The following is a 25,365-nucleotide window of genomic DNA, read 5'->3' on the forward strand; positions in this document are numbered from 1 at the left end:
AACCAGGGAGGTCATCGTGATCCGAATCCTTCACCCGCGGCCACAAGCCGGCCATCAGCATGCGTTCGATGTCGACTTCCTCGACGGGACCGCGACCGTCGATGACCTGCACCCTGAACGCGAACGGGCACTCGTGCAGCACGGGTACGAGATCACTGAGTACATCGTCGGCACGATGCTCGAAGACCTCACCGTCGCCGAGCTTCGCGACATCGCGGATGTGGAAGGCGTAGACCTTCCACCGAAAGCGAAGAAGGCTCAGATCATCACGGCGATCGAAGCGTCCCCGGCCATCCCTGTCCTGGAGTGACGATGAAGCTGCGCACGTACGCCACGGTCAGCGACTACAAAGAGGTCGCGGAAGAGGAATGGCCTGCCGAAGACGCGGGCACCCTGACTAAGCGGCTCCGTGCCGCGTCAGTCGAGGTCGAGAAGCTGACCCGCCGCTCCTGGTATGAGACCGACGCAGACGGGTTCCCCACCGACCCAGATGTCTCCGATGCGTTCACTGAGGCGACCTGTGCGATCGCCGAATACTGGTCACCCGAAGGCACCGATGACCCGAAGGGTATCGATATCCACGCAGGCGCGGTGAAGATCGGCTCCGTGTCCCTCGGCACAACCTCATCGTCGTCAGAGTCCCTGACGGATCAGGAGAAGCTCGCCCGCCGCATCGGTCAACGCGCGATCGACATCCTCACCAACGCCGGGCTGATCCAATCGGCCGTCGCCCACACCTGATCGGAGCGAGCATGCCGCGCCTCAAGAAGCGACACCTCCCGCACCGGGTCAACATTCAGATCCTCGAAGGTGAAGGCGCGGAGGGCGAGATCTGGGGGCCGGTGATCACCGGCGTTCCCGCTTATGTCGAGCAGAAGGCGCGGCTCCGCGTCGATCGTCGCTCCACGTCACCGACATCGGGACAGGAAATCACGTCCTCCACGTTCGTTGTCGTTCTGCACGAGAACGACATGCTCCCCCGGTCGCGAGTCACCGTGTTTCCGGGTGAGGCGCGTGAGCGAACCTCTGAGGTCATCGATGCTGCGTTCTACGACTACAACGCGCACACGCCGAACCACAGCGAGATTTACCTCGAGTAACCGTCTTCGGAGGTCACCATGGGTGTTCGAGTTGTCGTCACGATGACGAACAACTTCGGGTCGATCACACCCGAGATCATGCACCGGCTCGTCGAGGGCGAGAACAAGGCTGCCGAGCGTGGCGTTGCCCTCGCGGTGGATCGGTCTCCGTGGGATCAGGGCACCCTTGCCGGCGCGCACACCGTCGAGCGGGCCACGGACCCGGAGGAGGGTGCCACGATCGTCGTGGACACCCCGTACGCTGCCCGCCTGCACGAGCATCCCGAGTACAACTTCCAGACCGACTCGAACCCGAATGCTCAGGGCAAGTGGGTTGAAAACGCGATGGTCGAGAACAAGGGCGAACTGGGCGACATCATCCGCCGGGAGGTGCGAGGTGGCTGACATCGCTGATCCTCAGTCCGGCATCGCGTGTGCCGTCTTGCACGGCCCGGAAGGATGCCCCGGATATCCACATGAGGCTCCGGGGGTGTCCAATGGCTGACGCGCCCGAGATCGTTCTGAACCGGGCGCTCGCGCAACTCCTCCATGACGCCGACCTCGCCGTCTATACCCCTTCGGATGTGATCGTTGAGCGGGGTATCCGCCTCGATGGTGTGATGCCGACGAAGGTGAGCGAGTTCACGCTCCTGACCCCGCTGCGCCCGGTTCCTGACGGGCAGGCGGACATCATCTACCGGACGCAGATCTACACGACCCGCAAAGGGTCCCCGCTGATGATCCGTTCCTGGGCTGCTGACCTCCGTGCCGTGCTCGATCAGACCGAGTACACCCCCAACGTGCTGGGTATCTCGTGGGCGTGGGAGTTCTCAGGAATCGACTTCGACCGGGACACGCAAGGCCGCGTCGCGACCGCCTGCACCTACCACTTTCGAGGTCGCCGCCCGTAGGGCCCGACAAGACCGCCCCTCCGTGTGAGGGGTCGTCGGCATGCGCCGACATCCCCACCAGAAACAAGGAGAAGACCAATGGCAGACACGACCCTCTACGACACGACCGTCCCCTCCGTGGGGTCGCTGAGCCTCGCCCACCAGCGACTCATCCGTCTCAAGCAGGCCGGCACGTTCATCAACATCACCGGCGATGTGAACAACCTCGCGTTGAACCCGTCGCCGATCACGCAGCAGCGTGAGGTGTATGGGACGAAGGGCCGCACCTCGACGGAGATCATCGGCTACAACTACGCCCCGACGTTCAACGTCGAGGTCGTCCGCGACCCGGTCACGAAGCAGATCGTCGCCGCGCAGGCGTGGTTCAAGGACCTCGTTGCCGCCGCGTTCTCGGAGGGTGAGGCGAACAAGCGCGAGTTCCAGCTGTTCACCGACGCGCTCGACGAGACCATGCCCGTCCTCGAGGGGAAGTTCTCCGTCGCGTACAGCGAGGCGAACACCGGGTACGCGGACAAGGGTGTGGTCACCTTCACGCTCGCGAATGACGGTGTCGTCGCCCAGGTGCCATCGCCGCTCGCGGGTCCCGGTGTGCCGATCATCGAGTCCGCGACCCCGGCAGGGCAGACCGTCGGGGATCAGATCGTGGTCCGCGGGTACAAGTTCGCCGGGACCACGGGGATCACCGTGGATGGTCAGGCCGTGACGGAGTTCGTCGTCGTCGACCAGTACACGATCGTGCTCGTGATCCCGGCGACGGTTGCCGGTGCGGCACCGATCATCGTCACCACCCCGCTCGGGGCATCCGCCGCGCACCCGTACGTCGCCGCCTGATCGGCAGGAAGCAGGGTCCTCATGATCACCGCAGCAAAGCAAGGCCGCAACCTCGTACTGACCATGGAGGGGGTGGATGACCCTTTCATCATCCGCCCCCTCCCGGGTCGGGCAGGACTGCAAATCACCGACACGTACCTGAACGTAGGTGCTGGCAGTGTGCCCGCTGAGGAGTGGGCGAACGCACTGATCATCGCCGTGGACGGCGCCCGCCAGAACCCGGAAACGGGCCGGTGGGAGCCAGTGCCCGAGGAGCAGCAGACGAACTTCACCCGCATCGGCATGGAACTGTCACAGGAGGAATCTGAGGGCATCATCATGCCCGCGTTCTTCTGGCAGACGATCCTCGGCATGGATGGGGTCCGCGCCTACATCGAGGGCGGTGAGGGCCTCCCCGGCACCCTAAAAGCGGGAGGGGCGTTGACCGCCCGGCTGGGTCTCTTGGCCCGGCGGACATCGCCCGCTTCGGCATAGGCACCCCGGACGAGAACGGCGTCTACCCGGAGTACGTGTATCCGCCGGGATGGCGGGAGCAGCGTGCTGCGGCCATCGCCCGAACTCCCACCGCCCCGGGGCTTACCGCCCGTGAAGTGTGGGGCATCGCCTGGCCTGAGTTCTTCGGCCAGGTGGAACTCGACCTCGCCCAATCGGGGCTGATCTCTGACCTTGACCGGGTGCTGGACACACGCCCGTGGCATTTCGTCCGCACCGCCGTTGAACGGCTGATCGATACCGAGTCATGGTTCGGGAAGGCGGTCACCGATGAGCTTCGACGCCGGCGCACTCCAGTTCAAGATCCAGACCGTCGGGGCACAGGGCTTCAAGCAGGACCAGGCTGACGCGTCCGCCGCGATCGAGAAGACCGGCAAGGCGGCCGCCGCCGCTGCACCTCAGGTTGACACGCTCGGCACATCCACGGACGAGACCGCCAAGAAGTCGAAGACTGCGAAGCCCCCCCTCACCGAGCAGGCGAAAGCGACCGAGGAAGTCGGGGAGCAGTCCCGCAAGGCGAAGCCGAAGCAGGACGAGCAGACGAAGGCGACCGAGGCGCAGGCGGACGCGGCGAAGAAGCTTTCCGTCGCGTTGCTCGCCGCCGGGACCGCCGTCGCTGCGATGGTCACCCTCGCCGTGGTGAAGTCCACCGATTTCGACCAGGCGATGTCGAACGTGCGCGCGGCGACCATGTCGACCGTCGCCGAGCAGGAGAAGCTCGCTGACGCGGCCCTCGACGCGGGCGCGGACACCGCCTATTCGGCCCGTGAGGCTGCCGACGCGGAAGAGGAGCTCGCGAAGGCGGGCCTGTCCGTGTCCGACATCGTCGGCGGGTCCCTGAACGGGGCCCTCGCCCTCGCCGCGGCCGGGCAACTCCAGGTTGCGCGGTCGGCCGAGATCATGGCGACCACCCTCAAGCAGTACCGGCTCCCGGCAGAGCAGGCATCGCACGTGTCTGACCTGCTCGCCGCCGGTGCGGGCAAGGCGCAGGGCTCGGTCGATGACCTCGCCCTCGCCCTCCAGTACGTCGGCCCTGTCGCCGCCGGGCTTGGGATCTCCCTTGAGGAGACCACCGGCACCCTCGCGCTCTTCGCATCCCAGGGGCAGTTGGGTGAGCGTGCCGGCACGGGCCTGCGTGGCGTGCTCATGTCGCTCACGTCCCCGTCCGCTCTCGCGGCGAAGACGATGGCGGAGTACAACGTCGAGATCTTCGACGGCAACGGGAAGATGAAGTCCCTCGCCGCGATCTCCGAGCAGCTCAAGGGTGCGTTCGGGGGGCTCACGGAGGCGGAACGGTCCGCCGCGCTCGGCCGGATCTTCGGCAACGAGCAGATCACCGCCGCCCGCGTCCTCTACGAGGGTGGCGCGGAGGCTGTCGAGAAGTGGACGGACGAAGTCAACGAGTCCGGGTACGCGGCCCGTCAGGCTGCGATCCGTCAGGACAACCTCGCCGGCGACATCGAGAAGCTGGGCGGCGCGTTCGATACCGCCCTGATCAAGACCGGCTCCGCCGCGAACGATGTCCTCCGGACAATGGTCCAGGGGCTCACCGAAGCTGTCGACATGTTCGGGGAGGCACCCGACGTCGTCCAGGGGACCGCCCTGGTCCTCGGGGTCGCAGCCGGCGCGATGCTCCTCTTCGCAGGCGGGGCGGTCGGCGCGCGCGTGAAGTTCCTCGAGCTGAAGGCACAGCTCGACGCGACGAACACGAGCATGGGGAAGACCGCGCTTGTCGGCGCTGGGGTCGGCCTCGCTCTCACTGGCGTGATGACGGTCGTCGGGTTGCTGATGGCAGAACAGGCCGAGGCGCGCGCGAAGGCGCAGGCGTACGCAGACACCCTAGAAGCGGGGACCCTGCGAGTCACGAAAGCAACGCGCGAGATGGTGAAGGAGAACCTGTCCGCCAAGGACGGCTTCTGGTTCATCGACAACGGATCTGCGCTCTCGAACGCGAAGAAGCTCGGTATCGACCTCGACCTTGTCACTGATGCAGCGATGGGAAGCGCGGACGCTCTCACCGAACTTCAGCAGACGCTGAAGGACGGCGAGGACGGCAGCCTTGAGTACGCAAACGCCGCCGCGATCATCGAGAAGCAGGTCCGTGGTGAAGCCGCATCCCTGGATGATGCGATCGAGAAGGCGAAGCTCAAGAACGAGGTGTCCGACGAGGGGACCACGGTCTCAAAGTCTGCCGCAGATGCCTACCTTGAGGAGGCTGACAGCGCTGAGGATCTCAACAACAAGCTTCGCGACCTGATCGACACGATCAACAAGGTGAATGGCGTCAACCAGGACGCGATCACCGCGAACATCGACTACCAGAACACGTTGCGCGATGTTGATCAGCAGATCACAAGCATCGCCGAGGGCGCGGAGGGATTTGGGTACGGGCTCGACATCGCAACCCAGGCTGGTGCGGACAACAAGGCGATGCTGGTTGACCTCGCGAAAGACGCGTGGGACGCGGCACAGGCGCAGCTCGAACTCGACCAGAACACCGCAGGCTTCGTCACCAGCTTGGAAGACGCCCGGCAGAAGCTCTATGACGCGGCCATCGCTATGGGTGCGACCGAGGAGGAGGCAGCCGCGCTTCGAGACAGTGTGCTCTCCGTTCCCACGGAGCGCGAGATCACGATTCTCATGCAGACTGAGGCGGCTCAGCAGGAACTCTATGACTTCCTCGACCGGAACCAAACCCTGTCGGTGCCGATCTTCGTGAACCCGGTCGTCCAGAATATGAACGACGCGTTCTCCGACTACCTGACCGGCAGGAGCCATGCGAATGGCGCGGTCGTCACGTACAACGCGAACGGGAACATCTACCGGCCGGAGAACCATGTCGCGCAGATCGCCCGTGCCGGCGAGTACCGGGTCTGGGCGGAGCCCGAAACGGGTGGAGAGACATATGTCCCTCACGCGCCGTCGAAACGTGCCCGGGCTGAGCAGATCATGGTTCAGACCGCAGAGATCTTCGGCGGGACCTATATCCCTGCCGGTGCAACCGGGTATGCCGATGGAAGTCCGGTCTCTGCGGCACCCGCTGTGGGTGTGACAGTCCAGTCCAAGGGCGGCATCGACCTCCTCCAGTACATCGACGTCCAGGTCCATCAGGGCCAGGAGGCAACGGCGAAGATCATCCGGAGGTCGTGATGGATGCTGGCGCGATCGTCCGGTTCGGGTCGCTCACCGCCTACGGGGACCGGTATCGGGGCCGCGGGTTCCACCTTGTGGATATGGAGGGGATGGTCAAGCCGCCTGCTGTGAAGCGGGAGCGGCTTGACCGTCCCTCGTCGGACGGGCAGTTCACGACGCCCGCGTTCCTCCAGGGCCGGGTCGGTGGCTTCGCGGGGTTCTGTGTCGCTCCCACCCACACGGTGTTGGAAACGATGGCGGACCGACTGCGCAACCTGATCACCCAGCAGATCACGGTCACCCTCGAGTACCCGGGTGTCCGGATGCACGGGCAGGGGGTGGTCACCGATGTCCAGTTCACCCCTCACGGGTTCGCCCCTGAGGGGACGTGGATGGTCGAGGTCGAGTTCGATGACCCGTTCCTGTACGGCGAGACCCGCACGTTTCCTGCCGGGGTTGAGGCGATCCAGCGGGGCACACGCCCCGCATGGCCCGTGCATACCGTCACTGGCGCGAGCTTCTGGGGGTACACGATCACCGGGCCGTCCGGCCGGCGGATCGCGATCACGCGTCCTCTGGTCGCGGGGCATCCGCACACGATCAACACGGCCACAGGTGGGCTCCTGGTCGACGGGGTGCGGGTGCAGGGCGGTGTGACCGTCTGGGAGCCGTGGACCATCGGCCCGAGCATCCCCGGCGTCACACACACCCTCTCCGCGGAAGCCACAGCCTCCCTGACGACGGCGGTCACCGACACCTACGCGTAGAGGGGGGTGCCGTGGACTATCACGTTGAAGTCAGCGATGGCATCACCGGCACCGCGATCGACCGGATACCCGTCACCCGGTTCACTTGGGAGCGTCTGCTGTCTGCGGGCGGTGATGGGCAGGCGACGATCCCTCTCGGGGGTGCGTTCAGCACGGCCGCGCTCCGGGACCTCACCGGCCACTGGTCCCGGAAGCTGAGTCTTCACCGGTTTGGGCGGGTCGAGTTTGACGGGTACATCACCAGCCGGGCGTACAACCGCGGGTCGAACACGATCACCGTTGGGCTCGGTGACCTGTGGTCGCTGCTGCGCCGCCGCATCGCCGTGGATCACTCCGTCTCGGGTGCGGAACGGTGGCAGGCGACAGTGACCGGGTCGCTCGCCGTCCAGGCGAACGCTGCCATCGTCTGGGCTCGGGACACCTACACGGGGATCCCGTGGGCGTCTTTCCCGCTCACGATCCCCGGGCATGGTGTCGAACCGGTCGTCACCCGCACCTACTACGGCTATCACCTCCGGACTGTGATGGAGCACATTCAGACGCTCATGGACGAAGGCCTCGACGTGTACTTCCGTCCGTGGGTGCCGTTCGCGGGCACCATCGGCTGGTACATGCACGCCGGTATCGGGTGGACCTCCGGTGTCACCTGGGACGCCTATGCGACGGCCGCACGCGGGGCTGTCACGAAGCTCTCCGTCACGGAGGACGCCTCCCGGGTCATCAATAACTCGATCCGCGTCGGTGAGGGCAGTGAGGTGGACATGCTCACCCGCTCCAACGTGAACGCGACCTCGGGTCTCCCCCTCCTGGAGCGGGTCACCCAGTCGAAGACGATCTCCGACGGCCCGCAACTCGAGAAGCTCACCCTCGAGGATCTGCGCATGTACGGCGGACCCACCGAGCAGTGGGACGTCGCCGTGCCCGCGGACCATCCGGTCGATATCGGCGACACCATGAACATCCTCATGTCCGGCGACGCTTGGGTCCCGGACGGCTGGTACGCGCGTCGGGTCGTGAAGACCAGCGGCGACCTGGCCGGCGTGAAGACCATCGGACTACAACCAGTAGGAGGTGCCTGATGGGCGTCGACCACCCCGGACTTGTCCAGCCGATCGAAGACCTGATCCGCAACATGGTCGCCTCTGCTGTCGCGACCCTCCAGAACGGGTCGCTCGGCCGCGATGGGCTTCGCTTCTACGGCGGCGCGCGTCTCACGATCACCGATGGTGGCGGGATCGACATCGTCGATACCGGGTACATCAACATCGACGGTGACATCACCGGTATCGGGGACTTCGTTTGGGAGGGGCTCTTCCGTCAGAAGGGGGACTCCGTCTTCGAGGGGCCGGTGACGATCACGGGCCCGGATGGGACGCTGACCGTCGAGAAGGAGACGCTCCTCAAGGCGCTCACCAAGATCCTCGCCAACTTGCAGGTCGAGAATGGCGGGAAGGTCATCGTAGGCGCCGGTGGGTCCGTGATCGTTCTCGATGGCACGACCGGGAAGTTCACCGCCGGGAATCTCACGATCGACCCCTCAGCCAATGGCGGGTCGATGAAGTTCACATCCGGACCTGAGATTTACGCATCGGGAGACGAGCTATCTCTCTATTCCGGCGGCGCGTGGATCACCCTCACTGATGGCATGGCGAAGGTCAGCAGTGGCGGACTCACCTGGCTTGAGATCACACCAGACGGATTCCAGTTCGTTGGGCTTCAGACGAAGTCCCAAGGATCCGTTCCGGGGTCTATCCCCGGGATGATTTGGGCTGATTCCTCTGGGGTCCCGTACCGGATAGTTCCTTAGCCCGCACAAAGAAACTGGCGTGCTGCCGTGATTATCGCCGCGCTATCCCAGAAGTAGCCGCCCTCACCCGCCGACTCGCCTTCGATCACGGAGATCTGATCGCTCGGCTCTCCGGCCGCGAGCCGCGCGCATGCTCGGCTACCAGCGTCGAGTAGCTGCTCGTCCGTAGCTTCGGGGATCTGCGTGTTAGGCGGAAGGGCTGTGCGGACCGCCTCAACAAAGGCGGTCTCGTTGTGCCCTGACCGTGCCCCCGGGCTCTCTGCAACGAGTGGCGCGACGGTCGCGCTGGGCGTCGCTGTCGGGCTGGGTGTGCTCGCTCCGGGTGCTGTGGCCTCTCCTGCGGTCCCCGCAGGCGTACTTGCACATCCGGTGAGGGTGAGTAGGAGTAGGGCCGCGACGGCGGTGTAGTGGGCGTGCGAGCGCATGGCCCGAGCATATCGACCCGCGCGGCGGGAGAGGAGTCCCAATGTCGACGGTTCAGGTGTACGGGAACGTCTGGGATGGTGCGAATAGCCCGGTGCCTGCATCCCGGCACCCGGAGTTCTGGTTCCGTCCGGAGGCTCACGCGGTGGGGACGTCGGCGCTGCTCCTCGGCGTCGAGGTGAAAGCGAACCTCACCGACACAGGGAGCTTCACAGTGCAACTCGACCCGGACATGTACTACCGGCCCGTGCTCAGGTGGCTGACCAGCCCCGCCGAGCAGGCGCCCGAGATGTGGTCGTGGCAGTACGCCGAGTGGGACTTCCTCGTCGTCCCCGGTACGGGCGGGCTGATCACCGACCTTGCTGACAACTACCCGCCCGGGTCCGTGGTCATCGCGCTCGGCCCACCCCCGAACCCCATGCCACCCGTGCTGTGGATCGATATCTCGGATGTGGACGCTGACGGGCACCCGCAGCCGTACTACCCAGGAGGGAACTGACATGGTCGCAAGCGTGCCTGTGAAGGCGGATCGGCTGGCTGTCGCGACCCCGGATTCGATGGCCCTGTCCATCCGGAACAACACCGTCGCGACCGACGCAGTTGATGAGCGAATCGCGGACGTCGCGGCGGACATCATCGCGTCGGACGGGACCGTCATTGCGGCTGCGGCCGCGGCGGTGGAGGCAGAACTGGAGGAGGTCGCGGTCGTTGTCGGCGGGTCTCTGTCTGAGGAAGCGGCGACGCTCACATGGGCGCCGAAGGTGGACCGGTGGCCGCTGGATGACCGATTCCCCGCAGATGACCGCTGGCCCGACGTCTCGACGGGTGCTTCGCAGTCCGCGAACGTTGCGCGGCTCGACGCCGACGACCGGCTTCCGGTGCCGGCGCTCCCCGAGGGGGTCGTCCTGGTCGACGAGAGCACTGGGAAGATCCCGGAGTCCCTCCTGCCGGACACGTCGACGGAGACGCCGATCTCGGATGGTCGCCCCACCTATGCGCCCCCGACGGCCGGCACGTTCGACGCCGCCCGGGGGTTGTGGAATTTTCGGCCGGATCAGCTCCTGGGGTGGACGGGTGCTCGTGCGGGTGACCTCGCGGTCTTGCAGATTATCGGGGACTCGATCACTCGTGTGATCGGGTCGATTCAGCCCGGGGAGTCGGTGGACGTCGGGGCGTGGCCGTGGCTGCTGCTGCACCGTCTCGGTCTGCCGGTCGCCGGCCGTGGCATTCGTTTCCCCAACGGTGGCCTGATCAACGTCAACCCCGGCACCACGACCAACAAGGTCGAGGAGTACACCGGGGGCGGGTTCTTCGGTCTGGGGATGCTGCGGATCATCGACTCCGGCACGCAGACCGCCTACTGCAAGCTCCCCTCGTACACGGACGTCCCGGAGTACGAGGAGATCTGGGTCTACGGCGCAGACATCCCCGGCACGTCGATCGTCACCGTCGATGGCGTCCCGCACACATGGGCGGGCTCCACGTCCGTCACCGGTGCGGACATCCCGTGCCTGCCCGGCTACCCGGCCGGACAGCGCGTCGGCCGTCTCACCGTCCCCCGCGGTGCGCACGACGTCCGCGTCCACGGCACCCCCGACGGGGTGATCATCGGCGGCATCGAAGGACGCCTCGCGTCGGGGCTGGTCGTCCACCAGGTCGGCTTCTCCGGGAAGACGCTCGCATCCTTCGTGCAGACCACGGTCGGGGACCTGTCCGGCACGTCGTGGGGCATGGTCCCGCGGGCGCACCTGGTCATCGACGCGCTCGGCATCAACGACTGGCAGGGCGGCACCGACCTCGCGGCGTTCAAGGCCAACCGGCTGGCGCTGTGGGCGGCGGCACGGGCGGCTGGGTCGGATGTGATCTGCATGATCACGCCCCGCCCGGACTACACGCTCTACCCGCCCGGCGGCGCCCAAGTTCCCCCGCACGATCTCTACCTCCAGGCGACGTACGAGGCCGCGCTGGAAGCCGATGTCCCCGTGATCGATATCGCTTACCTGTGGCAGAGCTACACCCGGGCGGCGCGCTTCTACGGGCCCGGGACCGACCACATCCACCCCAACAGCCTGGGGCTCAAGGTGATCGCCTCGATCATGGCGACCCTCCTCGGCGACTACACCCTCGCAGCCTGAAAGGACCCGCACCATGGCACTGCCCACCGACTACGTCGCTCACGACCCCCGCTCGATCACCGCCGCCGCGAACGCCGCGAACGCCGCCATCAACTTCCTCCTTGAGGGGACCGGGTGGAGGAACCTCCTCGGAGGAGCCGGGCTCCTCAATGGGTGGACCGCGACCGTCTTCATGATCCGGAAAGCCGGCTCCCGCGTCGACCTGATCGAGCAGGACCTCAACGGCACCGCCGCGACGGGGGACACGATCTTCAACCTGGGCTCCGCATGGGGTGTCGATCTGTCTTCCGGGCCGTTCTTCCCCATCCCGACCTTCATCGGCAACGCTCCCGCGGCGGCGCCCGTGCGGATCACCACGGCCGGGCAGCTCTCCTGCACCGGCCGCGTCGGTGGCCTCCGCGCTGTCACCTCCTGGCCGTCGAATCCGACCGTCCCGTCCTCGCTCCCCGGCGTCTGATGGACGACGACGAGCTCCGCGCGCTCGCGGAAGCCGTCCCCGCCGGGGACTGGGGTGGCGGGGCGCTCTTCGGAGACGGGTCACCGTACCTGCTGGAGGTTCCAGGTGAAGGGGACATCTGGTTGCACGACGTCCGGGTCGCCGAGTTCGTCGTCGCTGCGAGCCCGGCGGCCGTGCTCGCGCTTCTCGACCGGATCAGAGAGCTCGAGAGCGCAGGTACGCGACCGCGGCCTGAAGCTCGGGAATGATCCGTTTCCCGCGGAGCCGGCCGAATGCGGCGAGCTGCTCCCGTCGAGGTGGCCGGACGATCACGTCAGGGTCGAACCACGGCTCCGCGGCAGGGATGCGGTCATCGCCGGGGATTCGATCATCGGCCGGGATCCCGTCCCGCGCGATGATCCCGGGGGTGGCTGTCGCGATGTGCTCGGCGAATGCCCGGATGCTGACGAGATCGGCCAGCGCCCGCCCGGCAGGCTCATCGTGTGCTCGCCGTCCGTCCTGTTTCTTCTCGAAATTGGCCCAGGCGTAGAGCGTCGCGAGGGCGAGGCGAAGCGTGCGCCGGAGGTCGCTGCCCTCGGCGCCGACGAGCGCGGCGATCGCGTAGGCCATGTCCTCATCGAGATCCGCACGGATCTGCTCATTCGACTCCATCACCCCCACAACCTATCGAAGCCCCGCCACCGTGCGGGGCTTCGTCGTCCCTACGAAAGGACCCCTCATGGCTGACTATCTCTCGATCGACGGCTCCCGGGTCGCTCCTGGTGTCGCCGCCGCGCTGCGCGTGATGGGCGCCGCGTTCCGGGATGCCTTCGGGGTCGAGCTCCTCGTCACCTCCGGGACGCGTACGCATCAGGAGCAGATCGGTATCTTCCTGTCGACCTACCGGGCGCAGGCGTCCGGCGACGGCCCTTTCGGGGATGTCCGGTGGTGGCAGGGCGTCCGGTACGTCCGCTACGACCCCTCCGGAACTGCGGCTCAGCCGGGCACGTCGCTGCATGAGTCTGACCGTGCCCTCGACCTCCGCGACTCCGGGGAGGATGCGGGCGTCGCATCGGGCGGCAACCCCCGCGCCGACTGGCTCCGCGCCAACGCCGAGAGGTGGGGCTTCGCCCCGAACGGCTACGGCTTCGGCGAGCCGTGGCACTACGAGTACCAGCTGGACCCCTGGGAGATTCCCGACTGGGCGGCAGGGAAGATCCCGGCCACCCCCACCAAGACCATCCACCCCTATGAGGAGGAAGACACTATGCCCGATTCGATGTTCGCTGTGGTGGACGGTGTCCCGTCCTGGTGCTGGCTCAACTGGGGCACCGGCACCCTCTTCGCCGTGCACACGCAGGAGGAAGCCGACTGGATCGGCGGATACATGGGCTCCGTGAAATTCGACTGGTCCCGAGACCCGATCGGCGACGCCAAGTACAAGAACAAGTTGGCGCTCTTCGGGATGCTCGCCCCGACCGTGAAGATCCAGGGATCCTCGCTCACGCCGACGGACCTTGCCCGCATCCAGGGGATGCTCAACGGCGGCGCGAGGGCGGCGCTCACCGGGGCCGTCTGATGCCCGAAGGGGTCCTCGTCGCGCTCGTCAGCGCGGCGGGGATTCTGCTGGGGGCGATCGTCGGGCACCGCGTCGCGGACCGGAAGTCACGCCGTGACGCGGAGGTCGCGACCGTCACAGCCGAATCCTCCGCGCAGAACCAACTCATCGACCAGCTCCAGGAAGAGCTCAAACGGTACCGAGCCCGGACCGATGCCCGCCTGGACGCCCTCGAAGCCGAGAACCGCGGCTACCGCGCGTTCATCGGCGTGCAGCGCGACCACATGGCCGAGCACGGCATCCCCCTCCCACCCTGGCCCGAAGGCCTCCCCCGATGAAAGGCACCTCCATGTCGAAAATTTGGTTCCCGCTTCAGCGGGCCATCCGCACCGCCGTGCAGGTCATCGTCGCCGCCGCGGCGATCCTCGCGACCACCGTCGTCGTCGCCCCGCAGATCGTCACCGCGATCGCCGACGTCCTGCCCGGGTCGTGGGTCGCGTGGCTGACCGGCGCGATCGCGGCCCTCGCGGCCGTGTCCGCCGCGATCTCCCGCGTCATGGCAATCCCCGCCGTCGACGCCTGGCTCAAGAAGCTCGGCGCAGGATCCGCCCCGACCGGCGCGGTCGCCTACACGCCCCTCGACGGTGAGCCTGTCGGACTCACCCGTCGGCAATGGCGCGACCTCGTCACCGATCCCGTGAAGTCCCCCGAGGTGGCCTCCGCGGTCGCGGAGCAGGCCGCAGAGGCCGCGGTGGACAGCCTGACCCGAGCACGCCAAGATGGCACCCATGACCGAGGAGCTGACGCCTGAGCAGATCTACGACCTCGCGAGGGGGCAGGTCGACCGGCTGAACCGCATCGTGGTGGCGCTGCTCGTGGACGCCTCCGATCAGATGCGCGCGCAGCCCGACACATGGCAGCACGAGGAGGTGACCCTCGCCGCGCGCGACCTCGCGGCTGAGGCTCTTGCCGTGGAGGGGATCGCGCCGGAGGACGTCGTCTTCGCAACGGCCCGCGCCAGCAGCATCGCGATCGGCGCCCTCTGCAAGCAGCTCGGGATCGACCCGACATCATTCCTCAAGGGGTTCGAAGAGAACTTCTTCCGAATGAACCTCTGACCCCCACCCCGCACGCGAACCGCCCCGCTTCTCCATCTTCGGAGAGGCGGGGCGGTTTCGTCGTGTCCGGGGTCAGGTGGGGTCGCGGCGGGCGCGGCGTCCGCGAGGGAGGACAGTGGCCGTGGATGGGTCGCCTCGGTGGCGGGTGCGGATGTGTCGGATGGCGGAGAGGGTGCGGCCGAGGATCCGGGCGGCCTCGACCGCGGAGTGGGTGTAGTCCAGGGCGACGGCGAGATCCTGGTCGGTCCACGGCCAGTAGTGGGCGGTGGCGTCGCGTCGCGTGGCGGCCTGGTCCTCGGCGTGCATGGCGGTGAGACGGTCGCTGGTCTCCTGCGGGAAACGCTTGGGCTTCTGAGGGCGTGCTGCGCGGCGGTGCTCGGCGGCGTTGATGACGGCGTGGGCGTGGGTGCATGGATCGCACCGGCAGCCGTGCTGGTAGCGGGCGTCCGTGCCGTGTCCCGGGGGTGAGGGTGTCCAGGTGGGGATGTCGTGCTCTCGGCGGAGGCGGGCGATCCTCTCCCGGCCCGCATGAGTTTGGCGGGCGATCTCCCGGTCCGGGTGTCCCGCGCGGGCGAGGGCGAGGATCGTTTCGTCGGGTGTCATGGGCGCCCCGTGTCGAGGGTTCGGGAGATTGTGGCCAGGCGTGTGCGGGCGTCGGGACGGGAGGCGATCCATTCCGCGAGACGTCGGTCTCGCGCCGATGCGGCGTCTGGGCGAGGAAGGGGAAGGTTCCTGTCGAGCCGGTGCACGATCTCCGCGAACGGGGTGCGCTCCGCCGGAGCCGGTGTCTGGGTCCAGGAGATTCCATGCTCCCGGATCAGGCGGGCCAGGGTGCCCGGTGAGACGCCCATGATGGCGGCGGTCGCTCGCCGGGAGAGTCCCTGCCGGTGCCAGCCGTTGATCCACGCCGCGACGGACTGGGCGCCATCAGCGTGGGCGGCTTCCTCGACAGTCCGGTCGATCCGGGTCCGGGAGGCCGCGGGGCCGTGCGACGTCTCCGGGAGCCAGCCGGGGGCGATCTGGTCCAGCACTCGCCGCCGCGGGGCGAACTTCTCGGGGTCGGTGCGCGCGGCTGTTCGTTGCCGGGATACCCACGCCCCCAATCGCTCCTCGCCGTCCTCTTTGCCCTTCTCGGTGGGGAGCCGGTCGTGGGTCTGGACGAAGACGCTGACCTCCAGTGCCCGCGTCTTCCAGAGGTCGCGCTGGGTCGGGCGGTTCCATCCGGGCAGATGGCGGTCCAAGAGGTTGGCGCGTTCCTCGGTGAGCGTGCCACGCTTGTGGAAAGCGCGCTGGTTTGCCAGCCACTTGCCAAGCTCGCGTTCTGCTGGTGGCGCTTTCGGGGTGGGGCGAGGCAGCCGCCTTTCAGCGGATTCCCATGCCTGAACCGCCGTGAGCATGGCTTCCCAGCGGGGAGCGCGCACGGCCCGGTGCTGCTGTAGCGCCTCCTGCGTGAGCTTCCTCCCGGGGCGGACCTGCCGGACTGGGGGCGTGCCCGCGCCATGCGTGTGGGGGCGCTTCTCGGGTGTCCGGCGATGCCATTGCGCGGAGAGTCGCTCCCGTGTCGTCGCGGAGACGAGGGATCGAGTCCGGGCCAGGCTGTGCGCCTCTCGGTACTGCGCGGCGGTCATCCCGTGCACCCTCAGGTGCCCGGCGAGAGACCGGAAGCTTCCCCCGCACACGAGGCACACCATCCGTTCCGGATCCTCTTCGCGGACGACCTCGCGCTCGGACCGCGTGCGCTGCCGCGGCCTTATGGTCACGGCAGCACTCAGCTCGTCCAGGTCGTAGAGAAACTCCGGCCTCCCCGGCCCGCTTCTTTGCAGTTGCCCGACTGGCTGCGGCCAGCGTGTCGGCTGCCGCTGCATCAAACTCTTGAGGGAGTGAAGCGAGTACCCGAGCAGCTCGGCCGCTTCGCGTCGGGTGACCAGCCGGCCGGTCATTCCGCCCAGTCGAGCATCGCGTCCGGCTCGGCCGCGAGAATCCGAGCCCCGAGCGCGAGATACCAGCCCTGCGGACGCGGCCCGCGCGGCAGCGTGATCGGGATGCCGTCACGCGCGCCGGCGATCAGCCGGATCGCCTCAGTGTCGTGCGTCTCCCGTAGTGCAGCGAGGTCCGCGACGACCCCGGCACGGGCGGAGAACCTCCCGGACTCCCAGTCCTTCACCGCGTCCCGGCCCACGCCGAGAGCCGCAGCAAGCTCCGACTGGGACAGGCCCAGCATGTGCCGGGTCGCGGCGATCTCCGCCCCGCTCATCTTCTCGGCCATCATGATCCTCTCCATAGGTGAAGCGCCCCGCCCCGGATGGTCCAGGGGCGGGGCACTCATCGTGTGTCAGGCCCGATCTGCTGCCTGCTCGGCGAGAGTCGTCAGCACCTCGCGCGCCTCCGACTCGGTCCACCCGTCGAAGTTGTCGATCGGGGTCTGGTCGGTGTGCGCGTCGCCCAGGTCAAGGCTCGCGCGGACCTCGTGCGCCTGGATGTCGAACTCAGCGGCGAGGGTCTGGATCGTGGCGTTCATGTCGGAATCCTTCCGTCTGGCCGGGGCCTGGTCCCCCTTGCTCATAGCAATACTCTAACACACCATGTTGGGGTGTTGTCAAGGTGCTCCGGAGAACTCTCAGATTCGCCTCACCGTGAGGAGCTGATGCCCCTCCGGGACCCGCGCGCGCAGGGCTTCCATGTCTTCGGCCTCGATCTCGGTCACCCCGTCACGGCGCACGATCCGTCGTGCGGGTACCGAGTCGATCTCCCACCCGGGCGGGACCTGCGCGGCGATCTCCGCCATCAGCTCAGGCAGGCTCGTCGCGGTGGTCTCGACGATGCGGGTCTCGATGGGGCGGATGGAGCCGATGAGCATCCCTCCAGCGTAGGGCTGGGCTCGGACATCGGTCAGCGCGAGCCGGGGAACTGTTTGCGGATATCGAGCTGATCCGAGAGCGCCTCCTGGTCCTTCCTGACTCGGTCGATCTCGGCGGCACACCACGTACGGGCAGCGACCATCCCCTCACACACCGCCACGATGTGCCGGCGCTTCGGGTCTCGGTGCCACCACTCCACTCGATGTACCAGGTGCGTCTCCCCGGTCTCCCGGCGCACCATCGGCCCCTCGACGATCAGCCACCGTGGGCGCACCGTGTCATCGAGGACGAGGTGCGACCTCTCGGAGAGTTGGATCACGTGCACGCAGGGAGGCTACGCCGGGCCGGCGACATTAGAACTGGTAGGCGATTTCCTTGGCCTGGGCAACCGATGTGAGGACGTTGAACGACGCGGAGCCGCTCGGGCTCAGGTCCGCCCATGCGCGGAGCATCGCCATGCTCGAGTCGTGGTGAAGGTCGATGGTGTCGTCGGTGGGGAGGGCATCGACATCCCATGTCGAGACCGAGAATCCGTTCCGCTCGGCGAGGATCACGTTCGCGCAGCCCCCGACCTCCTGAACCCAACCGTTGACGTCTCCGACCGCGTCGTCCGGGAGCGCGACGACGATCGGGGCGGTGCCGTCTGCGCGTCGGTACGGGAGCACGTCATGATGCTGCACGAGCAGGCGCGACAGAGACTTCATTACCCGTGTGGTGATCACAGGCCGTGTGACGGTGTGCTGCTCATCCATAGGTACCTCCGTTGGCGAACTGGTATCTGGTGTGCACCAGGTCATATGCCCTGTCATGGCATTCTTGCACGTCTGCCTGCGAGTAGAGCGGTGTGACGTCACGCCTGTCGTTGGGCTGACTATGCCCTGTCGTGTGCTCGTGCAAGTAGCCGTGGAGCGTGCAGACGGAGTAACGCTCCGCCCAGTCTCCATCCCGAGTCCGACACTGCCAAGCCATGAAGAAACGGACCAGACGCTGCTGATGGAGGTACAACACCACCAGCATCTGGTTCGTCGCGTCCAGGTAGATCTCTTGCGGCAGGACGACGCAGTCGCACTCCTCGGGTGGATGGTAGAGCGTCTCGGCGTCGATCTCGGTCTGGCTGAGCGCGAGGTGGTCCTTCGCTTCTCGGCGCGCACGAGACTGAGCCTGCCGCCCGAAGTTCCGCCCCGCCATACGGCCAGATCCTACACGCGCCAGTCTGCGATGTCTGGCCCGTCGAACGCCGCCGGCACCACCACATCACCCGCGTCGATCGTCCACCCACACGCCGGGCAGACGAGCCCGCCGTCCTGGTCACGCAGGAGGACGCCGCAGTCAGGGCAGGTTGCGGCGTCGAAGGCGGGATCGCCGAGGTCGGTGTGCATGCTGGCTTCGATGTTTCTCTAGGTGCGCGGTTTTCGGCCTGCTCCTGCGCCTTTCCCGGGGCGGGCGGTATTCCAGGCGTCGATCGTCTCGGGCGTCCATCCTCGTGTGGACCCGATCATCGCGTCCGGTTCGGGGAGCTTGTACCGGCTGAGGGTGTCGGGCTTGACGCCGATGCGGTCGGCGACTTCGGACCGCGACAAGTAGACCCTCACTCCTCCGTCTCCTCGTTCCTGAGGGTTGACAGCACGATGAGTGCGGCCGCGAGGGCAGCGAGGCCCCCTGGCCAGAAGTTGCCGGCCGCGAAGGACCATGTTGCTGATGCGGCGGCGAGTGCGGCCGCGCTGTAGTTGAGTGTGGTTTTCATGGTGTGCATGGATACTGGAAGGTGGGGGATCGGAGCTACTAACGCTAGCTCCGATTCCCCTTCCTCTCATCTGCGTCTTCGCTTCTTCTTTCGCTTCGGTTTCCGCTTCGATGCCGAGATGATCGCGGCGAGTCCGAGGGCGAAGGTTCCGAGTCCTGTGAAGAAGGTTCCGAGGGCTTCCAGTGGGTGTTCCATGTTCACCTCCTCTCTTTAGTTGATACCTCAATCATACACGGTGAACGTGTGTAACGCAACGGGGAAGACGCCGGATCGAGCAAGCGTCGCAAGAAATGTCGGTACCCCGGTGGATGATCACGGCATGCGCAAAGACGGACGCCCGCTGGTCACAGATCACCCCGTGACAGCGTGGGACATGATCGACTACGTCCACGCCGACGACATGCCTTCGCTCCCCGCTGAGGCGATCGTGTGCGCCCTTCGCGGGCCGGATCGGACCGCGTGGATGGACGACGGCATCGACCCCGACGACGAGAGTTTGTGGGACTCGTGAGCCCCGCCGAGCTCCTCGCGTTCGAGGCCGCACATCCTGGATGGGGTGGCGTGAAAGACGACGCGATCCGTACCCTCGGGCTCACCCCCGCCAGGTACGTGATCCTCCTCGACCGTGCCGCCCGCTCCCCCGAAGGCATCGCCGCAGACCCGATCACGGCGAGGCGGTCACGCGAGCCAGGACGCCACACTACCCGACCATGGGAGGCGCCTTATAGAACCGCCCGTATAAGCCGATAACCTTATCCGAGCCGATCAGCGATCGAACAACGTGACGTACGACTCAGCGATGCTGTTCGAGTTCAAGACCGAGGGCATCGCGTCACGCCAGTCCCCGTCCGCACACCCATCGACAGCCTTCCCAAGATCGTTCTGCAAGGCATCAACATAAGGCTGACGCTCATCGTCTAGCTCGGCAATCGCCACCTCGTTGTAGAGCTCATCGAGTGCGTCGCACGCCAGATCGCTGCTTCCCTTGACCATGATCTTCCGCGTAACGGATGCCACCTTGGAGATCGTCTCAAGCGTGCGCGCCTCTGTCATTCGGGGCGCCTCTCCGGGGAGGCTATCCGCTTCCCACTTCTGCTGAGCCACCTCATGCTGTTCATCTGCCCTTGCAGCGTCTAGTTCGGCGCTCGTGGGACGAGGGACAGCCACCGCGACGATGAGCGAGATCCCTGATAGCACGCCTGCGCCAAGCATCCAGAAGCGAGTCTTCAGGTGCCACGGCCGTGTATCAGGACTCGGCTTCGTCCTGACCATGCCGACGAACGCCAGCACGACGGCCACGAAGAGCATCGCCATGGCTAGAAGGAAGAACACGCTCGACATGATCGCGAGCATAGCGGTCCTGGATGCCCGAGACCTTGTCTGTTATGCACCCATGATGACGACGAGCATGCCCGCGAAAGCCACCGCGGCCATCGTCGCGATCGCATATTCGGCGGTCGCCGCGCCCGTGTCGTCGGCGAACAGCGAGGCTGCGCGCCGCCGGGTGAGCGTGGGCGGGAAGGGAAGGCTGTTCCGTGTGGGAGTGGTGTTCATGGGTGTTCCTTTCGTCGTGGTGTTTCTGTGTGGATTCCGGCAAGGTCTTCGTGTTCTCCCTCATGGGCGGCCTCGTCCTCAGATCCCCGTCGGGAGCGAGGTGGTCGCCATCACGCTGAGCACGAGCGGCGCGACGCCCAGCAGGAGGAAGGCGGGGAGCGTGCAGACGCCCAGCGGCAGGAGCAGGCGCGAGGAGAGACGTGCCGCGCCGAGGCGCCCGCGCACGCGCTCCTCCCGACGGGCGCGGGCGGCATCGGCGCGAAGCAGTTCGACGGCGGGGACGCCCGCGGCGTCCGACAGCCGGAGGACCCGCTGCACCGACAGATCCTCGTCGGATTCCCCGGCCTCGCCGTCGGTCTCCTCCGCGACGAGCGCGGCGGCTCGCGGGATCGATGCACCGCCCGACAGCGCCACTGCGAGGAGCTCCGCACGCATGCCCGGGACGATCGAGGAGGGCTGCGCCCGCCGTACGAGCGCGGCGGTCCAGAGCCGGGCGCCGACGATCAGCAGCAGCCCCGCGACGAGACAGGCCAGCCCGACGGGCTGCCCGAAAAGGACCGGCAGGGTGTCGAACCCGAGCACGGTGCCGAGCAGCAGCCCCACGGCGGGAAGCCACAGCATGAGACGGGCGGTCCCTGCCGGCTCCGCCAGGGCGACCCTCACCTCGTCGGCCGTGGCCTCGGCGTCCTCCAGCGCATCGGCGATCATGCGCAGCACGTCGCCGAGGGGCGCGCCGACCGTGGCCGCGATCGCCCAGGCCGCCGCGACGTCGCGCCATGCCCCGCCCTGCGCGCGCACCGCCTCGGCGATGCCGTCCCCACGGTCGATGCCCTCCGCGATGACCACCGCTCCGTCGTCCCCCGCCGCGGCGAGCTGGCGCCACGCGATGATCGGCGTCGCCCCCGCCTGCATGAGCACCGCCAGTGTGCGCACCGTCTCCGGGAGCATCCGATGCTCCACGGGGCGGCCGCCTGCGGCACGGCCCCTCCACGCGCTCCGTCGGCCCCGCCTCGCCGTCCGTTCCCGGCTCCCCGTCCGTTCCTGCCTCCCCGTCACCATGGCCGGACCTCTTCGATCGCCAGCCGGTCCCGTTCGAGCACGAACCGCCCGACCCGGTCGAGCCGGCGGCGGCCCGTCCGCTCCCGCGTCAGGTGCAGGACGAACGTGAAGGCGCTGACGGCCTGACGGGCGAGGGCGGGCGGATCCATGCCGGCAAGCGCGCCGAGCGCCTCCATCCGCGCGGGGACGTCCGGCAGACCGCTGGCGTGCAGGGTCCCCGCTCCTCCGTCATGGCCCGTGTTCAGCGCCGTGAGGAGATCGCGCACCTCCTCGCCCCGGCACTCCCCGACGATCAGCCGATCGGGCCGCATGCGCAGAGACTCCCTCACGAGTCGCGAGACGGTGATCCCGCCGATCCCCTCGAGGTTCGGCTGCCTCGCCTCCAGCGAGACGTGGTGCGGGTGCCGGGGCCGCAGCTCGGCCACGTCCTCGATCGTGACGATGCGCTCGTCCTCCGGCACGTGCGCGAGGATCGCGGCGAGCATCGTGGTCTTTCCCGTGCCCGTGCCGCCGGTGATCAGCAGATTGGCTCTGGCGAGGACGGCAGCGGTCAGCCAGGCGCGCTGGGCGTCATCGATCGCCCCCAGCGCGACGAGGTCGTCCAGATCCGCCGCGCGAACCCGCGGGATGCGCACGGACAGCGCGGTGCCGGCCGTCGATACCGGGGCGAGGACGGCGTGCACCCGGACGCCTGATCCGAGCCGCACGTCGACGCACGGCGCCTGGTCGTCCAGATGCCTGCCGCCGAGACCGACGAGGCGGACGGCGAGCTCGCGCACCTCCCTCTCGGAGGCTGCCCATGACGGGATCCGCTCGGTCCCCGCCCCGCGGTCGACGAACAGCCCCGCGGCGCCGTTGACGAACAGGTCGGTCACCCGATCGTCGGCGCAGTGCGCGGCCAGGTCGCCGAACGCAGGATCGAGGGTGATCGGCTCACCGGGGCCGTCGCCGGAGGACGGGCCGGGACGGGGGACGAGGACGAATGGAGCGGGCATACGCCGAAGGTAGGCGCCGGCCGGTGATCTCCGACCCCGGTTCCCCGCGCCCCGTGGAGAAGTCGGCGGGCCGCCGATCTGTGGAGGCCGGAGTCGGTTGCCGTGGAGGCCGAAGCCGGGCGCGGCTCGGCGTCGGGAGCCCCTCGACCCTTGCGGGGAGAGCGCTTCCAGAGAGAAGAGGGCGGCATCCCACGGGGGGAATGGGATGCCGCCCAGAGGCACGCGCGATCGGGGGAACCGCGGATGCCGAAGCCGTATTCGGCCGTGGCCAGTGTACGCAAGTCAGGAGCCCTGACAAAACCGACGCCGACTACCGACTTTCGACGGTAGTTCGGTGTCGGTGGCCGGGGCTAGATTCACGGTTGTCGCCGTCATGCCCTCAGGCGACCCCCGAACGCCGCAAAGGAGCGACCCCTCGTCATGAGCAGTCAGATCGATCACCTTCTCGACGAAAACCGCCAGTTCCCCCCGTCGCCGGAGTTCGCGGCGCAGGCGGTCGCCACCCCCGAGCTCGCCGATCGCGCAGCCGCCGATCGCGAGGCCTTCTGGGGCGACCAGGCCAGGGACCTCCTGCACTGGCACACCCCCTTCACCCAGGTGCTGGACTGGTCGACTCCCCCGTTCGCGAAGTGGTTCGCCGATGGAGAGCTCAACGTCGCCTACAACTGCCTCGACCGCCATGTCGAGGCAGGCAACGGCGATCGCGTCGCGCTGCTCTGGGAGGGCGAGCCCGGCGACGAGCGCCGGATCACCTACGCCGAGCTCACCGACGAGGTCAAGCGGCTCGCGAACGTCCTGACCGACCTCGGCATCGGCCACGGCGACCGCGTCGCCATCTACCTCCCGATGATCCCCGAGGCGATCGCGTCGATGCTCGCCGTCGCCCGGCTGGGTGCGATCCACTCCGTCGTCTTCGGCGGCTTCAGCGCCGACAGCCTGCGCTCGCGGATCGACGACGCCGGCGCGAAGGTCGTGATCACCGCAGACGGCGGCTACCGCAAGGGGCGCGTGTCACCGCTCAAGCCCGCGGTGGATCAGGCCCTCACGGACCGCGGCGACGGCGAGCAGAAGACCGTCGAGCACGTGCTCGTGGTCAAGCGCGGGGGCAACGACGTCGACTGGTCCCCCGGGCGCGACATCTGGTACCACGACGTGGTCCCGGTGGCACCCGCCGACCACGTGGCCGCGGCCTTCCCCGCCGAGAACCCGCTCTACATCCTCTACACCTCCGGCACCACTGGGAAGCCGAAGGGAATCCTGCACACCTCGGGCGGCTACCTCACCCAGGCCGCGTACACGCACCGGAACGTGTTCGACCTGCACCCCGAGACCGACGTCTTCTGGTGCACGGCCGACATCGGCTGGGTCACCGGGCACTCCTACGTCGCCTACGGACCGCTCGCCAACGGCGCCACGCAGGTGCTGTACGAGGGCACGCCGGACGCTCCGCACCAGGGACGCTGGTGGGAGATCATCCAGAAGTACGGCGTGACGATCTTCTACACCGCGCCCACGGCGATCCGGTCCTTCATGAAGAGCGGACGCAGCATTCCCCAGCAGTTCGACCTGTCGAGCCTCCGTCTGCTCGGCTCGGTGGGCGAGCCCATCAACCCCGAGGCGTGGATGTGGTACCGCGAGGTGATCGGTGCGAACAACGCCCCGATCGTCGACACCTGGTGGCAGACCGAGACCGGGGCGATCATGGTCTCGCCGCTCCCCGGCGTCACGGCCACCAAGCCGGGCTCCGCCCAGGTCCCGCTGCCCGGCATCTCGATCGACGTCGTCGACGAGACCGGCGATACGGTGGGCAACGGCAACGGCGGCCTGCTCGTCATCACCGAGCCGTGGCCGAGCATGCTCCGCGGCATCTGGGGCGACCCGGAGCGCTTCAAGGAGACGTATTGGGACAAGTTCGAGAAGCAGGGCTACTACTTCGCCGGCGACGGAGCCCGTCTCGACGAGGACGGCGATCTCTGGCTCCTGGGCCGCGTGGACGATGTGATGAACGTGTCCGGCCACCGGCTCTCGACGGCCGAGATCGAGTCCGCCCTCGTCGCGCACGAGGCCACCGCCGAGGCCGCGGTGGTCGGAGCCTCGGACGAGACCACCGGTCAGGCGGTCGTCGCCTTCGTCATCATCAAGGAGAGCTACCTGGCCGAGCATTCGCCCGAGGGGCTCGCCCAGCAGCTTCGCGTGTGGGTCGGCGAGCAGATCGGCCCGATCGCCCGTCCTCGCGATGTCTACATCGTGGGCGAGCTCCCCAAGACGCGATCCGGGAAGATCATGCGCCGCTTGCTGCGCGACGTCGCCGAGGGCCGCGAGGTCGGCGACACGACGACCCTGGCCGACACCGCGGTCATGAGCGTCATCTCCGCCCAGGTGAAGTAGCAGCTTCCACCTATGCAGAAGGCCTGGCGCCCCGAGAGGCGTCAGGCCTTCTGCATGCCCAGACTTGGTGCCCAGACT

Annotated in this window: 37 protein-coding genes; 21 read left to right on the top strand and 16 right to left on the bottom strand. The window is 67.6% G+C overall.

Annotated elements, in window-relative coordinates; genetic code table 11:
• The first annotated feature begins 16 nt into the window (after positions 1-16).
• The 11 genes from J2Y69_RS11350 (at position 17) to J2Y69_RS11400 (ending at position 9,019) form a co-directional block, all read left to right on the top strand.
• Positions 17-310, top strand: a complete 294-nt coding sequence (locus J2Y69_RS11350) for a hypothetical protein (RefSeq protein ID WP_310020710.1) — start codon at positions 17-19, stop codon at positions 308-310.
• Between the two features lie 2 nt (positions 311-312).
• Positions 313-741 (top strand): hypothetical protein, encoded by a 429-nt coding sequence (locus J2Y69_RS11355; protein WP_310020712.1) that lies wholly within the window; start codon positions 313-315, stop codon positions 739-741.
• Between the two features lie 11 nt (positions 742-752).
• The gene (locus J2Y69_RS11360; protein WP_310020714.1) at positions 753-1,100 is read left to right on the top strand and encodes a hypothetical protein; all 348 of its coding nucleotides are present in this window, start codon (positions 753-755) and stop codon (positions 1,098-1,100) included.
• 18 nt (positions 1,101-1,118) lie between these two features.
• On the top strand, positions 1,119-1,484 hold the full coding sequence (locus J2Y69_RS11365; protein ID WP_310020716.1) for a hypothetical protein: 366 nt from the start codon (positions 1,119-1,121) through the stop codon (positions 1,482-1,484).
• A 92-nt stretch (positions 1,485-1,576) separates the two neighbouring features.
• On the top strand, positions 1,577-1,990 hold the full coding sequence (locus J2Y69_RS11370; protein WP_310020718.1) for a hypothetical protein: 414 nt from the start codon (positions 1,577-1,579) through the stop codon (positions 1,988-1,990).
• A gap of 78 nt (positions 1,991-2,068) precedes the next feature.
• Positions 2,069-2,821: an IPT/TIG domain-containing protein gene (locus J2Y69_RS11375; protein ID WP_310020721.1), complete on the top strand. Its 753-nt coding sequence runs from the start codon at positions 2,069-2,071 to the stop codon at positions 2,819-2,821.
• A 21-nt stretch (positions 2,822-2,842) separates the two neighbouring features.
• Positions 2,843-3,295, top strand: a complete 453-nt coding sequence (locus J2Y69_RS11380) for a hypothetical protein (protein WP_310020722.1) — start codon at positions 2,843-2,845, stop codon at positions 3,293-3,295.
• A 288-nt stretch (positions 3,296-3,583) separates the two neighbouring features.
• On the top strand, positions 3,584-6,463 hold the full coding sequence (locus J2Y69_RS11385; protein WP_310020724.1) for a phage tail tape measure protein: 2,880 nt from the start codon (positions 3,584-3,586) through the stop codon (positions 6,461-6,463).
• Positions 6,460-7,212 (top strand): hypothetical protein, encoded by a 753-nt coding sequence (locus J2Y69_RS11390; RefSeq protein ID WP_310020726.1) that lies wholly within the window; start codon positions 6,460-6,462, stop codon positions 7,210-7,212. The genes J2Y69_RS11385 and J2Y69_RS11390 overlap by 4 nt, the downstream gene beginning before the upstream one ends.
• A gap of 11 nt (positions 7,213-7,223) precedes the next feature.
• Positions 7,224-8,291 (top strand): hypothetical protein, encoded by a 1,068-nt coding sequence (locus J2Y69_RS11395; RefSeq protein WP_310020728.1) that lies wholly within the window; start codon positions 7,224-7,226, stop codon positions 8,289-8,291.
• The gene (locus tag J2Y69_RS11400; protein WP_310020730.1) at positions 8,291-9,019 is read left to right on the top strand and encodes a hypothetical protein; all 729 of its coding nucleotides are present in this window, start codon (positions 8,291-8,293) and stop codon (positions 9,017-9,019) included. The genes J2Y69_RS11395 and J2Y69_RS11400 overlap by 1 nt, the downstream gene beginning before the upstream one ends.
• On the opposite strand, the gene J2Y69_RS18090 is transcribed toward J2Y69_RS11400, so the two are convergent.
• A complete protein-coding gene (locus tag J2Y69_RS18090; protein WP_396653089.1) occupies positions 9,016-9,546 on the bottom strand; it encodes a DUF732 domain-containing protein in 531 nt (176 codons plus the stop codon). The genes J2Y69_RS11400 and J2Y69_RS18090 overlap by 4 nt on opposite strands.
• Here J2Y69_RS18090 and J2Y69_RS11405 point away from each other — a divergent pair.
• From J2Y69_RS11405 to J2Y69_RS11415, 3 genes are read left to right on the top strand one after another with little or no spacing between them, the layout of a single operon-like run.
• Positions 9,486-9,941, top strand: coding sequence for a hypothetical protein (locus J2Y69_RS11405; RefSeq protein WP_310020733.1), 456 nt, complete (start codon positions 9,486-9,488; stop codon positions 9,939-9,941). The two genes, J2Y69_RS18090 and J2Y69_RS11405, sit on opposite strands and share 61 nt — an antisense overlap.
• A 1-nt stretch (position 9,942) precedes the next feature.
• Positions 9,943-11,577 carry an SGNH/GDSL hydrolase family protein gene (locus J2Y69_RS11410; protein WP_310020735.1) on the top strand — a complete coding sequence of 545 codons (1,635 nt, stop codon included), beginning with the start codon at positions 9,943-9,945 and terminating at the stop codon, positions 11,575-11,577.
• Positions 11,578-11,590: 13 nt separating this feature from the next.
• Positions 11,591-12,034, top strand: a complete 444-nt coding sequence (locus J2Y69_RS11415) for a hypothetical protein (RefSeq protein ID WP_310020737.1) — start codon at positions 11,591-11,593, stop codon at positions 12,032-12,034.
• 195 nt (positions 12,035-12,229) lie between these two features.
• Here the strand turns inward: J2Y69_RS11415 and J2Y69_RS11420 are convergent, their stop codons facing one another.
• The gene (locus tag J2Y69_RS11420; protein ID WP_310020739.1) at positions 12,230-12,688 is read right to left on the bottom strand and encodes a hypothetical protein; all 459 of its coding nucleotides are present in this window, start codon (positions 12,686-12,688) and stop codon (positions 12,230-12,232) included.
• 64 nt (positions 12,689-12,752) lie between these two features.
• On the opposite strand from J2Y69_RS11420, the gene J2Y69_RS11425 reads away from it, so the two are divergent.
• Genes J2Y69_RS11425 through J2Y69_RS11440 form a run of 4 tightly spaced genes read left to right on the top strand, consistent with a single transcriptional unit; the run spans position 12,753 to position 14,689 of the window.
• Positions 12,753-13,592, top strand: coding sequence for a M15 family metallopeptidase (locus J2Y69_RS11425; protein WP_310020741.1), 840 nt, complete (start codon positions 12,753-12,755; stop codon positions 13,590-13,592).
• On the top strand, positions 13,592-13,909 hold the full coding sequence (locus J2Y69_RS11430; protein ID WP_310020743.1) for a hypothetical protein: 318 nt from the start codon (positions 13,592-13,594) through the stop codon (positions 13,907-13,909). Before J2Y69_RS11425 ends, J2Y69_RS11430 begins: the two co-directional genes overlap by 1 nt.
• The gene (locus tag J2Y69_RS11435) at positions 13,906-14,382 is read left to right on the top strand and encodes a hypothetical protein (RefSeq protein ID WP_310020745.1); all 477 of its coding nucleotides are present in this window, start codon (positions 13,906-13,908) and stop codon (positions 14,380-14,382) included. Before J2Y69_RS11430 ends, J2Y69_RS11435 begins: the two co-directional genes overlap by 4 nt.
• Entirely contained in the window at positions 14,360-14,689 is a 330-nt protein-coding gene (locus J2Y69_RS11440; RefSeq protein WP_310020747.1) for a hypothetical protein, read from the top strand. Before J2Y69_RS11435 ends, J2Y69_RS11440 begins: the two co-directional genes overlap by 23 nt.
• Positions 14,690-14,761: 72 nt before the next feature.
• Here J2Y69_RS11440 and J2Y69_RS11445 read toward each other — a convergent pair whose 3' ends face one another.
• The 10 genes from J2Y69_RS11445 to J2Y69_RS11490 all read right to left on the bottom strand — a co-directional run bounded on the left by J2Y69_RS11445 (position 14,762) and on the right by J2Y69_RS11490 (position 19,291).
• Positions 14,762-15,292 carry a hypothetical protein gene (locus J2Y69_RS11445; RefSeq protein ID WP_310020749.1) on the bottom strand — a complete coding sequence of 177 codons (531 nt, stop codon included), beginning with the start codon at positions 15,290-15,292 and terminating at the stop codon, positions 14,762-14,764.
• Positions 15,289-16,629 (bottom strand): Helicase associated domain protein, encoded by a 1,341-nt coding sequence (locus tag J2Y69_RS11450; protein WP_310020751.1) that lies wholly within the window; start codon positions 16,627-16,629, stop codon positions 15,289-15,291. Before J2Y69_RS11450 ends, J2Y69_RS11445 begins: the two co-directional genes overlap by 4 nt.
• Positions 16,626-16,958: a helix-turn-helix domain-containing protein gene (locus J2Y69_RS11455; protein ID WP_310020753.1), complete on the bottom strand. Its 333-nt coding sequence runs from the start codon at positions 16,956-16,958 to the stop codon at positions 16,626-16,628. The genes J2Y69_RS11450 and J2Y69_RS11455 overlap by 4 nt, the downstream gene beginning before the upstream one ends.
• A gap of 63 nt (positions 16,959-17,021) precedes the next feature.
• Entirely contained in the window at positions 17,022-17,207 is a 186-nt protein-coding gene (locus tag J2Y69_RS11460; protein WP_310020755.1) for a hypothetical protein, read from the bottom strand.
• Between the two features lie 99 nt (positions 17,208-17,306).
• Complete coding sequence (locus J2Y69_RS11465; RefSeq protein WP_310020757.1) at positions 17,307-17,546, bottom strand: hypothetical protein; 240 nt, start codon at positions 17,544-17,546, stop codon at positions 17,307-17,309.
• A 32-nt stretch (positions 17,547-17,578) separates the two neighbouring features.
• A complete protein-coding gene (locus J2Y69_RS11470) occupies positions 17,579-17,872 on the bottom strand; it encodes a hypothetical protein (protein ID WP_310020759.1) in 294 nt (97 codons plus the stop codon).
• A gap of 28 nt (positions 17,873-17,900) precedes the next feature.
• Positions 17,901-18,251 carry a hypothetical protein gene (locus J2Y69_RS11475; protein ID WP_310020761.1) on the bottom strand — a complete coding sequence of 117 codons (351 nt, stop codon included), beginning with the start codon at positions 18,249-18,251 and terminating at the stop codon, positions 17,901-17,903.
• A 40-nt stretch (positions 18,252-18,291) separates the two neighbouring features.
• Positions 18,292-18,735 carry a hypothetical protein gene (locus J2Y69_RS11480; protein ID WP_310020763.1) on the bottom strand — a complete coding sequence of 148 codons (444 nt, stop codon included), beginning with the start codon at positions 18,733-18,735 and terminating at the stop codon, positions 18,292-18,294.
• A gap of 11 nt (positions 18,736-18,746) precedes the next feature.
• Positions 18,747-18,926, bottom strand: a complete 180-nt coding sequence (locus J2Y69_RS11485) for a hypothetical protein (RefSeq protein ID WP_310020765.1) — start codon at positions 18,924-18,926, stop codon at positions 18,747-18,749.
• A 209-nt stretch (positions 18,927-19,135) separates the two neighbouring features.
• Positions 19,136-19,291, bottom strand: a complete 156-nt coding sequence (locus tag J2Y69_RS11490) for a hypothetical protein (protein ID WP_310020767.1) — start codon at positions 19,289-19,291, stop codon at positions 19,136-19,138.
• Positions 19,292-19,610: 319 nt separating this feature from the next.
• Here J2Y69_RS11490 and J2Y69_RS11495 point away from each other — a divergent pair, with 319 nt between their 5' ends.
• Together J2Y69_RS11495 and J2Y69_RS18095 are read left to right on the top strand one after the other, a co-directional pair.
• Positions 19,611-19,802, top strand: coding sequence for a hypothetical protein (locus J2Y69_RS11495; protein ID WP_310020769.1), 192 nt, complete (start codon positions 19,611-19,613; stop codon positions 19,800-19,802).
• Positions 19,799-20,041 carry a DUF3263 domain-containing protein gene (locus tag J2Y69_RS18095; protein ID WP_396653092.1) on the top strand — a complete coding sequence of 81 codons (243 nt, stop codon included), beginning with the start codon at positions 19,799-19,801 and terminating at the stop codon, positions 20,039-20,041. Before J2Y69_RS11495 ends, J2Y69_RS18095 begins: the two co-directional genes overlap by 4 nt.
• 15 nt (positions 20,042-20,056) lie before the next feature.
• On the opposite strand, the gene J2Y69_RS11500 is transcribed toward J2Y69_RS18095, so the two are convergent.
• From J2Y69_RS11500 to J2Y69_RS11515, 4 genes are all read right to left on the bottom strand, one after another.
• Positions 20,057-20,632: a hypothetical protein gene (locus J2Y69_RS11500; protein WP_310020771.1), complete on the bottom strand. Its 576-nt coding sequence runs from the start codon at positions 20,630-20,632 to the stop codon at positions 20,057-20,059.
• Between the two features lie 42 nt (positions 20,633-20,674).
• Positions 20,675-20,845 carry a DUF4244 domain-containing protein gene (locus J2Y69_RS11505; RefSeq protein WP_310020773.1) on the bottom strand — a complete coding sequence of 57 codons (171 nt, stop codon included), beginning with the start codon at positions 20,843-20,845 and terminating at the stop codon, positions 20,675-20,677.
• A gap of 78 nt (positions 20,846-20,923) precedes the next feature.
• A complete protein-coding gene (locus J2Y69_RS11510; protein WP_310020775.1) occupies positions 20,924-21,793 on the bottom strand; it encodes a type II secretion system F family protein in 870 nt (289 codons plus the stop codon).
• A gap of 104 nt (positions 21,794-21,897) precedes the next feature.
• Entirely contained in the window at positions 21,898-22,899 is a 1,002-nt protein-coding gene (locus J2Y69_RS11515) for a TadA family conjugal transfer-associated ATPase (protein WP_310020777.1), read from the bottom strand.
• A 420-nt stretch (positions 22,900-23,319) separates the two neighbouring features.
• Here J2Y69_RS11515 and acs point away from each other — a divergent pair, with 420 nt between their 5' ends.
• On the top strand, positions 23,320-25,287 hold the full coding sequence (gene acs / locus J2Y69_RS11520) for an acetate--CoA ligase (protein WP_310020779.1): 1,968 nt from the start codon (positions 23,320-23,322) through the stop codon (positions 25,285-25,287).
• Positions 25,288-25,365 lie beyond the last annotated feature (78 nt).

The sequence above is a fragment of the Microbacterium resistens genome, from assembly GCF_031456305.1.
GTDB lineage: Bacteria > Actinomycetota > Actinomycetes > Actinomycetales > Microbacteriaceae > Microbacterium > Microbacterium resistens_A.